General features: G+C 75.2%; 9 protein-coding genes and 1 pseudogene. 6 read left to right on the forward strand and 4 right to left on the reverse strand.

Annotated features, from left to right (window positions below; all coding sequences use genetic code 11):
- Window positions 1–37: 37 nt before the first annotated feature.
- On the reverse strand, window positions 38–1,252 hold the full coding sequence (locus AB2U05_RS04480; protein ID WP_369182484.1) for a glycosyltransferase family 4 protein: 1,215 nt from the start codon (window positions 1,250–1,252) through the stop codon (window positions 38–40).
- Between the two features lie 452 nt (window positions 1,253–1,704).
- On the opposite strand from AB2U05_RS04480, the gene mscL reads away from it, so the two are divergent.
- The 4 genes and pseudogenes from mscL to AB2U05_RS04500 all read left to right on the forward strand — a co-directional run bounded on the left by mscL (window position 1,705) and on the right by AB2U05_RS04500 (window position 7,528).
- Entirely contained in the window at window positions 1,705–2,154 is a 450-nt protein-coding gene (gene mscL / locus AB2U05_RS04485) for a large conductance mechanosensitive channel protein MscL (RefSeq protein WP_045701893.1), read from the forward strand.
- A 455-nt stretch (window positions 2,155–2,609) separates the two neighbouring features.
- A pseudogene (locus AB2U05_RS04490) lies at window positions 2,610–3,017 on the forward strand (DUF6643 family protein); the annotation flags it as partial.
- A 664-nt stretch (window positions 3,018–3,681) separates the two neighbouring features.
- Window positions 3,682–4,560 carry an MOSC domain-containing protein gene (locus tag AB2U05_RS04495; protein ID WP_045701894.1) on the forward strand — a complete coding sequence of 293 codons (879 nt, stop codon included), beginning with the start codon at window positions 3,682–3,684 and terminating at the stop codon, window positions 4,558–4,560.
- Window positions 4,561–5,002: 442 nt separating this feature from the next.
- Window positions 5,003–7,528: a right-handed parallel beta-helix repeat-containing protein gene (locus AB2U05_RS04500; RefSeq protein WP_369182485.1), complete on the forward strand. Its 2,526-nt coding sequence runs from the start codon at window positions 5,003–5,005 to the stop codon at window positions 7,526–7,528.
- Between the two features lie 270 nt (window positions 7,529–7,798).
- Here the strand turns inward: AB2U05_RS04500 and AB2U05_RS04505 are convergent, their stop codons facing one another.
- The 3 genes from AB2U05_RS04505 to AB2U05_RS04515 all read right to left on the reverse strand — a co-directional run bounded on the left by AB2U05_RS04505 (window position 7,799) and on the right by AB2U05_RS04515 (window position 10,996).
- On the reverse strand, window positions 7,799–8,371 hold the full coding sequence (locus AB2U05_RS04505; protein WP_045701898.1) for a TetR/AcrR family transcriptional regulator: 573 nt from the start codon (window positions 8,369–8,371) through the stop codon (window positions 7,799–7,801).
- A gap of 103 nt (window positions 8,372–8,474) precedes the next feature.
- Complete coding sequence (locus AB2U05_RS04510; RefSeq protein WP_045710525.1) at window positions 8,475–9,650, reverse strand: PLP-dependent cysteine synthase family protein; 1,176 nt, start codon at window positions 9,648–9,650, stop codon at window positions 8,475–8,477.
- Window positions 9,651–9,820: 170 nt separating this feature from the next.
- Entirely contained in the window at window positions 9,821–10,996 is a 1,176-nt protein-coding gene (locus AB2U05_RS04515; RefSeq protein ID WP_369185894.1) for an ROK family protein, read from the reverse strand.
- 248 nt (window positions 10,997–11,244) lie between these two features.
- Here AB2U05_RS04515 and AB2U05_RS04520 point away from each other — a divergent pair, with 248 nt between their 5' ends.
- Together AB2U05_RS04520 and AB2U05_RS04525 are read left to right on the forward strand one after the other, a co-directional pair.
- A complete protein-coding gene (locus tag AB2U05_RS04520; RefSeq protein ID WP_369185895.1) occupies window positions 11,245–12,423 on the forward strand; it encodes an MFS transporter in 1,179 nt (392 codons plus the stop codon).
- A gap of 132 nt (window positions 12,424–12,555) precedes the next feature.
- The gene (locus AB2U05_RS04525) at window positions 12,556–13,155 is read left to right on the forward strand and encodes a HutD family protein (RefSeq protein WP_063773576.1); all 600 of its coding nucleotides are present in this window, start codon (window positions 12,556–12,558) and stop codon (window positions 13,153–13,155) included.
- The last annotated feature ends 8 nt before the right edge of the window (window positions 13,156–13,163 follow it).

The following is a 13,163-nucleotide window of genomic DNA, read 5'->3' on the forward strand; positions in this document are numbered from 1 at the left end:
CGGGGTCCGGCCGCGTGGTGCTCGGCCTCCGCGGCGCTCAGCCGCGCGGCGCCTCGCACCCGGCCCACACCTCGGCGACCAGTCGCTGCCAGTCGTCGACCACCGCGCCGAGTTCGAAGTGCTCCAGCGCGTGCGCCCGGGCGGCCGCGCCGAGGCCGTCGCGGTTGCAGGCCAGCACCTTGCCCAGGGCCTCGGCCAGCGCGAGCGGGTCCCCGGGGGCGACGAGCGCGCCGGTGGCGCCGTCCCGGACCACCTCGCGGACCCAGCCGACGTCGGTGGCGACGGCGGGCACCCCGGCCAGCGCGGCCTCGATCAGCGCGCCGGGCACGCCCTCGCTGTCGCTGGTGAGCAGCAGGGCGTCGGCGGCCCGGTAGAGCGGGACGGGGTCGGGCAGCGGGCCGAGGAAGTGGGCGCGGGCGGCGGCCGGGTGGCGGGCCAGGGTCTCCCGCAGCGGGCCGTCGCCGGCGACGGCGAGCCGGACGTCGGGCAGCCGGTCGAGCACGTCGAGGGCGAGGTCGAGGCGCTTCTCGGGAGCTATCGCGCCGATCCAGGCGACCAGCAGGACGTCGGCGGGCAGGCCCAGCGCGTGCCGGGCGGCGCGCCGGCCGGCCCGGCCGTCCGCGGGCGGATAGCTCTCCGCCGCACGGGAGTTGGGGATCACCCGGACCTTGCCCGCGGGCAGCCGGAACTGCTCCTCCAGGACGGTGCGGGCCTCCTCGGTGAGCGTGGTGACGGCGGCGGCGCGGTGCAGCAGCGCGTCGCCGCGCGCCCGGCGCAGCCGGTTGGCCGTCCAGTAGCAGGGGTGCCCGACCGAGACGTAGACGAAGGGGGTGCGGGTGCCGGCCAGGGCGAGGGCGCAGGCGGCCAGGGTGTGCGAGCCGTGGGCGAGCACCACGTCGGCGGAGCGGGCGGCGATGCGCAGCGCGCGCAGGGTGCTGGGGCGCAGCCGGCCGGGGCCGAGGACGGCGGCGGACGCGGGGCCCGGTACGGCGGGGGCCCGGTCGGGCTCCGCGCCGACGGCGACGACGCTCGGGTCGGCGCCCGCCGGGCCGCTCCCGTCCGGTCCGCCGCCGCGGACGTCGGCGGCGGGGTGCGGGGCGAGGGCGCACAGCGCGGAGGACTGGCCCCGGCGGCGCAGTTCCCGGTGGAGGTCACGGGCGAAGTTCTGGGCGCCGCCGCGGCGTTGGTCACTGATCAGGTGCAGCACGCGGGGGCGGGTTCCGGCCGGTTCGGCCGCCGTATGGTCGGGCATGGACCGACCTTGGCACAGCGCAACGCGCGTTACAGCCCCTTCGCGCAACCTGACGGTGGCCCGTAAGCCCGCGCCCGTACACCCGGTGTGCGCCGATCTGCCGCCGTCGTGCGCCGGTTGCGCCCGCCGTGCGCCCCGACAGGTCGCCGATCGCGCCGCGGCGCCTCCGACGGCCCGGCCGCGCGCCCCGTCAAGGACCGGCTCGCGCCCGCCCGGACACCCCGCCGGCGGCCCGGGATCGGCAGGTACGCGGAGGGCCCGCACGCGGCCCGGCGGGACGCGCCGGGGCGGGCGCGCGGCCGGGGCCCGGCCGGGCGGGGGCGGGTGACCGGTTACGCAGATCGGGTGAACGCGGTTGGACCTCGGCCCGGCAGCCTCGGCACCATGTCCGACCGGGGCGCGCGCCGAGCCGCCCCATCTCCCCCTCCCCCGTACGGATTTGGAGTCATCCGGTGTTCAAGGGATTCCGCAGCTTCCTGCTGCGCGGAAACGTGGTGGACCTCGCGGTCGGCATCGTGATCGGCGCGGCCTTCACCGCCGTCGTCACCGGGTTCGTGACCGCCTTCCTCACCCCGCTGATCGGGGTCGCCACCGGCGCGGTCGGCGACTTCACCCAGAAGACCTTCGACATCGGGGGCACCGACTTCCCGTACGGCGTCTTCGTCAACGCGCTGATCAGCTTCGTGCTCGTCGCCGCGGTGATCTACTTCGCCGTGGTGGTGCCGGTCGGCAAGCTGCAGGCGCGCTTCGAGAAGGACAAGCCGGCGCCGGCCGCCAAGGTCGACTGCCCGGAGTGCCTCAGCCCGATCCCGGCCGCGGCCAGCCGCTGCTCGTTCTGCACCTCGGAGGTCGCCGCCCGGCCGGGGCTGCCCGCGCAGTCCCAGGCGCTGCAGTCCAGCTGACGCCCGGCCGGGGGACCGGCCGCGCCGGGGCCGCCCGTCCCGCCGGGGACGTCCTCCCCGCCGGGGCCGCCGCTGCGGCGCAGGTCAGGGACCGTCCACCCGGGGGTGCGACGCCGGCTCCGAAGCGCTGACGGGGACCTTATCCCCGAAACATTCACGAGCCCCCGTCGCCAGGTCGGCGGGGGCTCGAATGCGCCGGCGCACGCCCCGTCCGTAAAAGTTTCTCCGGAGGGCCCCCGACCGTCCACCGCCCGGTCACCCCAAGGGGTTCCGGCGATGCCGTCCGGGCGCTGTTCGATCACTGACGTTACGTCGGGGTTGTCCGGAACTGGTTGCCGGTTTGTCCGTTCTTCCTACTTTCGAAACCTTTGTGCGAGCGAAGACTGTGTAAACACTCGAACTGCTCCCCCTCCCGCTCTCCTCAGCAGGCGCATTGTGGGCTTACCGTATGCCCCATGACCTCGCCCCGCTCCTACGACGGAGTCGGCTACCCCTCTCCGTCCTTCTCCTCCAGCACGCCGATCTACGACAGCCTCGTGGCTGAGCGCGGCGTCCCCCAGATCGCACCCATCAACGTGCCGGCCGCCCTGCCGCCGGCGCTGTCGTCCGGGTACGGAACCGGCCTCGGCCAGTCCTACGACAACCGGTACGGCGCCGGGTACGAGAGCGCCGGCAGCAACCTCCCCGCGCTGCCGCCCGCCCGCCTCGCCCTGGGCCCCGGCCCGAGCAGCGCCCCCGCCGCCGGCCCGGCCACCGCGTACATCCCCGCGCAGCCCGCGCCGGCGTACGCCGCCGCCCCGCAGCCGTCCGTCCCCGGCTACGGCGCCCCCCAGCCGTACCAGCGGCCGCAGCCCGCCGCGCCCTCCTTCGGCCAGGGCGGCTACCAGCCGACCGGCGGCCAGAGCTTCGGCGGCCAGAACACCTTCGTCGGCCAGGGCGGCCAGCAGACCTTCGGCGCCCAACCGCCCGCCGGCCCGGGCGGTTTCGGCCACCCGCAGCCCGGCAGCCAGCCCCAGGGCTTCGGCGCCCCGCAGGGCTTCGGCGGCCCGCAGCCCGCCGGCCCCGGCTTCCCCGGCCCGGGCGGCGACCAGGCCATGGGCAGCACCCAGCTCCTCCCGGCCATGGCGCCGGTCGCGCCCGTCCGCCCGATGCAGCCGCAGCGGCCCGGCGGATACGCCGAGCCCGGCCAGTTCACCACCGGGGCGCCGGGCGGCTACCAGTCGCAGGGCCAGGGCTACTGAGCCGCTGACCGAACACCCAGGGCCGACCCCACCGGCCCGAACCCGCACCACCTGAGCACCACCCGGCGCCCCCTGAACGCCGGGCGAACGGAGAAACGGGTCATCCACGGACCGCCCGGTACGCCCCTCACGGCTACCCGGGCGGTCCGTGCGCGTACGGGGGCACTCCCACGCGCCGCGGCAGCCCTCCCGAACGCGCCGCCGGCCGGCCGCACCGCAGCCGGGGCCCTTCCCGCGGCCAGGGGGCCCTTCCCCGCGGCGGGCACGCGGCTGGCAGGATGGGGGAATGCAGCTCACCGGACTCCACGTCTACCCCGTCAAGTCCATGTACCGCCTCAGCCCCCAGAGCGCCGACGTCCAACCCTGGGGCCTGGCCGGAGACCGGCGCTGGATGCTCGCCGACCCGACCGGACGCTTCGTCAGCCAGCGCGAGAACACCGCCCTCGGCCAGATCCGGCCCGACCTGCTGCCCGGCGGCGCGCTCCAGCTCACCGCCCCGGACGGCTCCCGGATCGAGGTCGCCGCCCCCACCGTCGCCACCGGCGCACCCCTCGCCGACGTCGAGGTCTGGGGCGACCACTTCCACGCCGCCGAAGCCGACGAGAAGGCCCACGCCTGGATCGCCGAACACCTCGGCGACTACCGCCTCGTCCACCTCGACGACCCGCGCGCCCGAGCGATCGAACCCGACTTCAGCGAACCCGGCGAGACCGTCTCGATGGCCGACGGCTACCCGCTGCTGGTCACCACCACCGCCTCGCTGGACCGCCTCAACGAGCTGATCGCCGCCGAGAACCCGGACGGCCACGAACCCCTGCCGATGGAGCGCTTCCGCCCCAGCGTCGTCGTCTCCGGCACCGAGCCCTGGGCCGAGGACGGCTGGCGCCGGATCCGGATCGGCGAGCTCACCTTCAAGGTCGTCAAGCCCTGCGGCCGCTGCGTCATCACCACCACCGACCAGGAGACCGGCGAACGACGCGGCAAGGAGCCGCTGCGCACCCTGGCCCGGCACCACCGGCTGCTCGGCAAGGCGGCGTTCGGGCAGAACCTGATCCCCGAGCGGCCGGCCGGCGTCGAGGGCGACGTGCTCGGCACGCTGCGGCTGGGCGACGAGGTCGAGGTGCTGGAGGACGGGGCGCAGTGGCCGGTGACCGAGGCGCGCTGAGCCTGCGTGTGCCGTGCCGACGCATGCTGTGCCGACGCAGGCCGGGCTGACGCGGGCCGGGCTGACGCGGGCCGGGCCGCTGCGGGCCGGGCCGACCGGCTCCGACCTGCGACGGGGCGCGTCGGCCCGGCGGCGGGCGCTGAACCGGCGACCGTACCCCGACCGGTACGGAACCAGGGCTGTGCGCGCTCGTTGAAGCAAGTGGTCGGAACCTGTGGCCGCGGCGGGTGCCACCCGTGCCCGCCCGGCCCCCGCACCACGGCGGGCGGCCGGAGCACCCGCGCGGGCGCGCTACGGTGGGCGGACGGCCCGGCACGCCCCCGCGCGGACGGTCCGCTGATCGCAGGCCCGTTCGCCGGCCCGACGAAGGTGGGCCCGACGACAGTGGGTCCGACGAAGGTGGGGACGACCGAGGTGACGAAGGTGGGGACGACAGACCGTCATGGCTGAGCACAGGGTCCGGGTCACCCAGGACAGCGCATCCCGCTGGCGTCGCCGCGCGGGCGAGTACGACACTCTCACGGAGGCGCTCGCGGCCGCCGAACCGGGCGACACCGTGACCGTCCGGCCCGGGAGCTTCCGGGAGAACGTGCTGCTCGACAAGGCGGTCACCCTCGTTCCGGCCCAGGGACCGGGCACCGTCCGGATCGAGCCCGCCGGCGGCGTGGCGCTCACCGTCACCGCCGCCGCGACCGTCCGCGACCTCGTCGTCGAAGCCACCGACAGCTCCTCCCCCGCCGTCCTGGTCACCGGCGCGCAGGCCACGCCCGCGTTCAGCGGCTGCCGGATCGAGACCCGCTCCGCCACCGGCGTCGAGATCGGCGACGGCGCCCGGCCCACCCTGCGCGGCTGCGTCGTCGCCAACCCGGCCGGACTCGGCCTGCGGCTGCGCGGCGAAGGCACCGCCGCCGCCTTCGAGGACTGCGAGGTCGCCGCCGCCGGACAGGCCGGGCTCGCCGTCCTCGGCGGCGCCACCGCCGCGCTCGACCGCTGCCGCATCCACCACGCCGCCGGCGCCGGGGTGCTGCTCTCCGACCCGGGCAGCGCGGCCGAACTGACCGGCTGCGAGATCTACGAGATCCGCGGCAGCGGCGTCCAGGCCGACGCCCACGCGGGCGGACGGCTGGTCGACTGCGAGATCCACCGCGTCACCGGCAACGGGCTCACCCTCGACGGCGAAGCCGAACTCGCGCTCACCGGCTGCCGGGTGCACGACGTCCCGGAGAACGGCGCCGACCTACGCGGACGCGCCCGGCTCAACCTCGCGCACAGCACCATCCGGGACTTCGGTCGCGGAGCGCTCTCCGTCTGGGACCAGGGCACCGAAGCCGTCGCCGAGTCCTGCCAGATCCACGGCTCCACCGGCGAGTACCCGGCGCTCTGGGTCAGCGACGGCGCCCGGCTCACCCTCACCGACTGCTCCCTGCACGACCTGCCGGACGCCCTGTTCGTCCTCGACCGCGACTCCGCCGCCACCGCCGCCGGCTGCTCCTTCAGCCGGATCCGCAGCTCGGCGGTCTCGGTGAGCGGCGGCGCGACGGCTTCCCTCACCGCCTGCCGGGTCCAGGAGGCCGGCACCGGGCTGTGGTTCCGCGACCACGGCAGCGGCGGGCTGCTCACCGACTGCGAGATCTCGGACGTCGCCACCGGGGTGATCGTCACCAAGGGCGCCGACCCGGTGCTGCGCGACTGCACCGTCCGGGCCAGCACCGACGCCGGGGTGTACGTCTCGGCGCAGGGCCGGGGCACCTTCGAGGACTGCCGGGTCTCGCACGGCAAGGGCTTCGGGTTCCACATCATCGACGGGTGCCGCACGCAGCTCACCCGGTGCCGGGCCGAGCAGAACGAGCGGGCCGGGTTCGAGTTCTCCGAACCCGGGCCGGTCGCGGAGGGGTGCACCTCGGACGACGTCGGGGCGGCCTTCGGGACGGCCCCGGGGCTGGGGGCGGGGTTCGGGGCCGGCGCGGGTACGGGCTTCGGGGCGGGTGCGGGCTTCGGGGCGGGGGCGGGCGGTTCGGACCTGCCGGCGCCCCGGTCTCCCCAACTCACCACCGCCGCAGCCGCGTTGGCCACCGCAACCGCTTCCACCGGCGTCGGTGCCGTCGGCGGCAGTGCGTCGGCGACCGCGGCGATCGGGCCGATCCCGGACTGCCGGCCCGCCGAGGAGGCGCTCGCCGAACTCGACGCGCTGGTCGGGCTCGCCACCGTGAAGCAGGAGGTGCGCACCCTCATCGACCTCATCTCGGTCGGGCGGCGACGCCGACAGGCCGGCCTCAAAGCGCCCTCGCTGCGCCGGCACCTGGTCTTCACCGGCGCCCCCGGCACCGGGAAGACCACCGTCGCCCGGCTCTACGGCGAGATCCTCGCCTCGCTCGGAGTGCTCCAGCGCGGACACCTGGTGGAGGTCGCCCGGGTCGACCTGGTCGGCGAGCACATCGGCTCCACCGCGATCCGCACCGCCGCCGCCTTCGACCGGGCACGCGGCGGGGTGCTCTTCATCGACGAGGCGTACGCGCTCGCACCCGAGGACGGCGCACGGGACTTCGGGCGCGAGGCCATCGACACCCTGGTCAAGCTGATGGAGGACCACCGGGACGAGGTGGTCGTCATCGTGGCCGGCTACACCGCCGAGATGGAGCGCTTCCTCTCCGCCAACCCCGGTGTCTCGTCCCGCTTCTCACGCACCATCAGCTTCCCCGACTACACGGCGGACGAACTCCTGGAGATCGCCCGGGCGCAGTGCGCGGAGCACGAGTACGCGCTCTCCGAGGAGACCGAGAGCGCCCTGCTCGGCCACTTCGCCGGGCTGGAGCGCGGGCCCAACTTCGGCAACGGGCGCACCGCGCGGCAGGTGTTCGAGACCATGGTCGAGCGCCACGCCGTCCGGGTCGCGCACCTCGCCGACCCGTCCACCGAGGAACTGCAGCTCCTCGTCCCCGCCGACCTGCCGACCGCGCCGCTGCCCTGACCAGCCGCTCGCACCGGCCGGCGGCATCCGGAACTCACCGGCTGTGCGGGCGCGTTGAGGCGGGATCGGCATCGTGTTCGGCCGGGTGGTGATCCGGCGTCGGTCCGATGACTGACGGCGGGGGTCGGGCGGCGGGCCGAGGGATGACGGCGAACAGATTTCAGCGAACAAATAACAGATAACAGCTTTCAACTTTCAGCTTTCAGAGTCTGTTAGCTGTTCGTCGTTACCTGTCAGCCGCCATCCGTCGCCCGCCGCCCCGGCCGGCCGCTACCCCAGCAGGCGCCGCACCAGCAGGTCCACCCGCTGCTCCGCCAGGTCCGACTGCAGCCGGCCACCGCGCGCCAGGGTCACCAGCCCGTGCAGGGCCGCCCACCCCACCTCCGTGAACACCACCGGATCCTCCTCCCCCGCCGCCTCCGCGAAGGTTCCCGCCAGCACCTCGAAGGCCTCGTGCAGCGACGCGGGCGCTTCGGGCCGGCCGAACGGCAGGTCCGTGACGAGGGTGAACATCGCGTCGTAGAGCGCCGGGTTGGCGAGGCCGAAGGCCAGGTACTCCCGCGCCGCCGCGGCGAACGCCCCCGCCGGGCCGTCCGCCGCGGCGACCACCGTCCGCAGGCCCGCGGCCAGTTCCGCGAACCCCTCCACCGCGACGGCCGCGACGATCTCGGTCTTGCCCGCGAAGTGGCTGTAGAGGACGGGCTGGCTGTACTCGATCCGCTCCGCCAGCCGGCGCGTCGTCACCGCGTCCCAGCCCTCGGCCTCGGCCAGCTCCCGGGCGGTCCGGATGATCAGTTGGTGCCGCTCGGCGCGTTCGCGCTCGCGGCGCTGATGAATCGACATATCCAGACCCTAGCACCGCTAGACAATCGAGCGGCGAACCGACCTGTCGTCGTTCCCGTTCCTAGCGCCGACAGGAAAGAGAACGGGAGCCGCCGGGCCGGCGTCAGCCCGCGAAGGCGCCACCCGCCAGGAACGACTCCAGGGCCGCCCGGTACGGCGCGATGTCGATCCGCTCGCCGGCCAGCCAGTCGTCCGAGTAGTACTTGTCGAGGTAGCGGTCCCCCGGGTCGCAGATCAGGCTGACCACGCTGCCCGTCCGGCCCGCCGCCCGCATCTCGGCGACGATCCGCAGCGCGCCCCACAGGCCCGTCCCGGTGGAGGCGCCCGCCTTCTTCCCGAGCACGTCCTCCAGCAGTCGCACGGCCGCGATCGAGGCGGCGTCAGGAACCTTCATCATCCGGTCGATCGCGCCGGGCACGAAGCTCGGCTCCATCCGGGGCCGGCCGATGCCCTCGATCCGCGACCCGCTCTCGCAGACCGCGTCCGGGTCGTGGTTCACCCAGCCGTCGAAGAAGCAGGAGTTCTCCGGGTCCGCCACGCAGATCCGGGTGTCGTACTGCATGTAGTGCACGTACCGGGCGATGGTCGCCGAGGTGCCGCCCGTCCCGGCGGTGGCGACGATCCAGGCCGGCTCCGGGTGCGGCTCCAGGCGCAGCTGGGCGAAGACCGACTCGGCGATGTTGTTGTTGCCGCGCCAGTCGGTGGCCCGCTCGGCGTAGGTGAACTGGTCCATGTAGTGCCCGCCGGTCTCCTCGGCGAGCCGGGCGGAGGCCTCGTACACCTCGTCGGAGCGCTCGACGAGGTGGCACTCGCCGCCGTGGAACTGGATCAGGTCGATCTTCGCCTGGCTGGTGCTCTTGGCCATGACGGCGATGAACGGCACGCCGATCAGCTGCGCGAAGTACGCCTCGGAGACGGCGGTGGAGCCGCTGGAGGCCTCGATGACGGGCTTGCCGGGGCGGATCCAGCCGTTGCAGAGCCCGTACAGGAACAGCGAACGGGCCAGGCGGTGCTTGAGGGAGCCGGTCGGGTGGGTGGACTCGTCCTTGAGGTAGAGGTCGATGCCCCACTCGGGCGGCAGCGGGAAGCGCAGCAGGTGGGTGTCGGCGGAGCGGTTGGCGTCGGCCTGGACCTTGCGCACCGCCTCCTTGAGCCAGGCCCGGTACTGCGGGTCCGTGCGGTCGACGTCGACGGTCGGCTCGGTGCCTCCGACCGCACCCGCCGAGTCCGTTCCGACCGCGCCGTCCGTGTCCTGCTGGCCGCCCGGCTGGGTGCTCATGGTCGCTCTCCCTCGTCGAAACCCCCCTTTTGATCACTACGAGTATAGGAGAGTCACGATAAGTGACCTTTTTCGAAGTCTCAGCTTCCGCTTATTACCCCGCTTATTACCCCGCAGGCGGGGCCCGGGGGCGAGCCGGGGAGACGCACCCCGCACCCGCCCGGCGCCCGCTACGCCTGCACCGACTGCGGGTCCGCCAGGTACGGCCCCCAGCCGAGCTCGGCCGCCCCGGCCAGCGCACCGTGCGCGAGCTCCGCGCCGACGATCGGCACCCGGCCGCTGCGCCCCCACAGGCAGCGCTCGGCGACCACCGCGCGCAGCCGCTCGGGCGCGGCCTCCAGCAGATCGAGGTGGAGCCCGCTGAGGACCACCCGGTCCGGGTTGAGGATGTTGGCGACCCCGGCGAGGCCGAGGCCGAGCCGGTCGATGACGTGCTCGACCGCCGCCCGCGCCCGTTCGTCGGTGGCGGCGGCCCGGCAGAGGTCGCGCGCTTGGTCGAGCAGCGGGCGCCCCGGCTCCGGGGTGAGGCCGGCGGCGGCGAACAGCGCGTCCGGGTCGGTCTCGGAGTTGAGGCAGCCCCGGTTGCCGCAATTGCAGGGGCGGCCCTGCGGGTCGACGGTCAGGTGGCCGACCTCCAGGGCGAGGCCGGCGCTGCCGGTGTGCAGGTGACCGTCGATCACCAGCGCGCCGCCGACGCCGCGGTGGCCCGAGGTGACCAGCAGCAGGTGCCGGGCGCCGCGGCCGGCGCCGTGCCGGTACTCGGCGAGCGCTGCCAGGTTGGCGTCGTTGGCGATCGCGGCGGGCAGCGGGTGCAGGGCGTTCGGGCCGTGGTCCGCGCGGCCGACCTCGACGTCGTAGAGGTCCGCGACGGGCGTGCCGCTCGGCCAGGCGAAGTGCAGGGCGGCGAGCGCGGTGCCGTCCGGCTCGGTGACGGGGTTGGGCAGCGCGAGGGCCGCGCCGAGGCAGCGGCGGTCGGTCGCGCGGGTGAGCTCGGCGCCCGCCTGGGCGACCGCGCGCAGCATCCGCACCGGGTCGGTGGCGGCGGGCAGCGGCAGGTGGACGGGCGGGTCGAGCAGCCCGCCGAGGCCGGCCAGGGTGACGCTCAGCCCGTCCGCGTGGATCTGCCCGGCGATCACGACCGGGCCCTGCGGGTCGATCGCCAGCCGGTGCGAGGGCCGGCCGCGGCCGCCGCCGGCCGGGCGGGAGTCGACGGTGATCAGGCCGAGCGCCTCCAGCTCGGCGGTGACGGCGCCGGCGGTGGCCCGGGTGACGTCCAGCGCGCGGGTCAGCGCCGAGCGGGTCGGCGCCTGGCCGGTGTGGATGAGCGAGAGCGCGGGGCCGAGCAGCGTCCGGCCGCGGTCGGGAGCCGCGCGGCGGTGGGCGTCGCGCTGCGCGTCGGAGCCGTTCCCGGTGCCGGGCCGAGGGCTTGAAGGTGAGAGCTGCACGCCCCTATTGTGACTTTGTGCCGCTTCGAAACAAAATCCGCTCGTTCCCCCGGCCCCTCTCCCGCCCCGACCGGACCCCGACCCAGTCTCGCAGCACACCCCCGGCGACGGACAGCCCCTGGAGCACCGCGCGCCTCGCGCTCACCGCGATCTTCGCCGTCGACGGCTTCCTCTTCGCCGCCTGGGTCGTACGCATCCCCGACGTCCGCAGCCAGGTCCACGCCTCGCACAGCGCCCTCGGGCTCGCCCTGCTCTGCCTGTCCATCGGCGCCGTCCTGACCATGCCCGCCGTCGGACGGCTCTGCCTACGATACGGCTCGCGCCCGGTGACGGTCGGCTCGCTCACCCTCCTCAGCCTCGCCGTCGCCCTGCCCGCGCACGCCCACTCCGTCACCTCGCTCGGCGCGGCGCTACTGCTCTTCGGCGCCGGGTACGGCGGCGCCAACGTCGCCATGAACAGCGCCGCCGTCGACCTGGTCGCACAGCTGCGCCGGCCCGTCATGCCCAGCTTCCACGCCGGGTACAGCCTCGGCGGACTGCTCGGCGCGGGCCTCGGCGGGCTGCTCGCCGACCGGCTGACCACCGCCTGGGCGCTCGCGCTCGGCGGGGCACTGGGGCTGGCGGTCACCGCCGGCGCGGGCGCCGCCCTGCTGCGCAGCCCGGCCGCGCCGATGGTCGCGCCGGACAACGGTGCGGCGGAGCCGGGTGGCGGCCGCCGCCCGAGGCGCACGGGGGCGGGGCACGTCCGGCTGCTGGTCCTGCTGCTCGGGCTCACCGCGCTGTGCACCGCGTACGGCGAGGGCGCGATCGCCGACTGGACCACGCTGCACCTCACCGACGACGTGCACACGGGCGCCGGGACGGCCGCCGCCGGGTACGCGGCGTACGCCTTCGCGATGACCAGCGGGCGGGTCGGCGGCACCTGGCTGTCCATCAGGCTCGGCCAGACCCGGCTGATGCTGCTCGGCGGACTGCTGGCGGCGGCCGGGATGCTGCTCGCCGCGCTCGCCCCGGCGGCGGCGCCGGCCATCGGCGGGTTCGTCCTGGTCGGCCTCGGGCTCGCCAACCTCTTCCCGCTCGCCATCGCCCGGGCCGGCACGGCGGGCGGGCCTCAGGGCGTCGCGCTCGCCTCGACCCTCGGGTACGGCGGGATGCTGATCGGCCCGGTGGTGATCGGCTTCCTCGCCGACGCGGTCGGGCTGCCGCTCGCCCTGACCACGGTCGCGGTCGCCGCCTCGGCGGCGGCCCTGCTGCCGCTGGCGGTGGGGGGCGGCGCGGTGGCGGCCCGGCGACGAGCGGGCGACCGGACGGCGCCGGGTGAAGGGTGACGGCCGACTGCTGAGGGCCGGCGGATCAGAGCGGACAACCGACGGCGAACAGATGACAACGAACAGATAACAACTTTCATCATCTGTCAGTTGTTCGCTGTCGATCGTCCGGCTGTGGCAGGATGCGGCCCCATGACGACCTCCGGACGCATCCAGGTACTGCGGGCGAGCGAGCGCCCGGCCTCCCCGTGGCTCAACGGGGGCGGGGTGACCAGGGAGGTCGCCGGGTTCCCGGCCGGGGCCGGGCTGGACGGCTTCGACTGGCGGGTCAGCCTCGCGGACGTCGCCTCGGCCGGGCCGTTCTCCGTGTTCCCGGGCATCGACCGGGTGATCACCCTGGTCGAGGGCGCCGGGATGGTGCTCACCGTGGACGGCACCGAGCAGCCCGTCGACACTCCGCTGCGCCCGTTCGCCTTCCCGGGGGACGCCACCACGGACTGCCGACTGCTGGGCGGACCGGTGGTGGACTTCAACGTGATGACGCGGCGCGGGCGGGTCGAAGCGACCGTCGAGGTGGTCCGCACCACGTCCGCCACCGTCGACGTCCCGCCGTCCGGGACCGTCCTGCTGGTCTGCCTCGCCGGCGCCGCCCACCTCGACGGCCTCGAACTCGCCCGCTACGACGCCGCGTTGGTCGACGCGCCGGGCCGGTACGAGCTCCGGCTCCCGGTGGACGGCGGGAGCGGGGCGGGAGCCGTGGCCGTCGTGGCCTTCCACCCGACCGCGAGCTGAGCCGCTGA

Origin of the sequence: Streptomyces sp. Y1, from assembly GCF_041053115.1 — a bacterium.
Classification (GTDB): domain Bacteria; phylum Actinomycetota; class Actinomycetes; order Streptomycetales; family Streptomycetaceae; genus Kitasatospora; species Kitasatospora rubellomurina.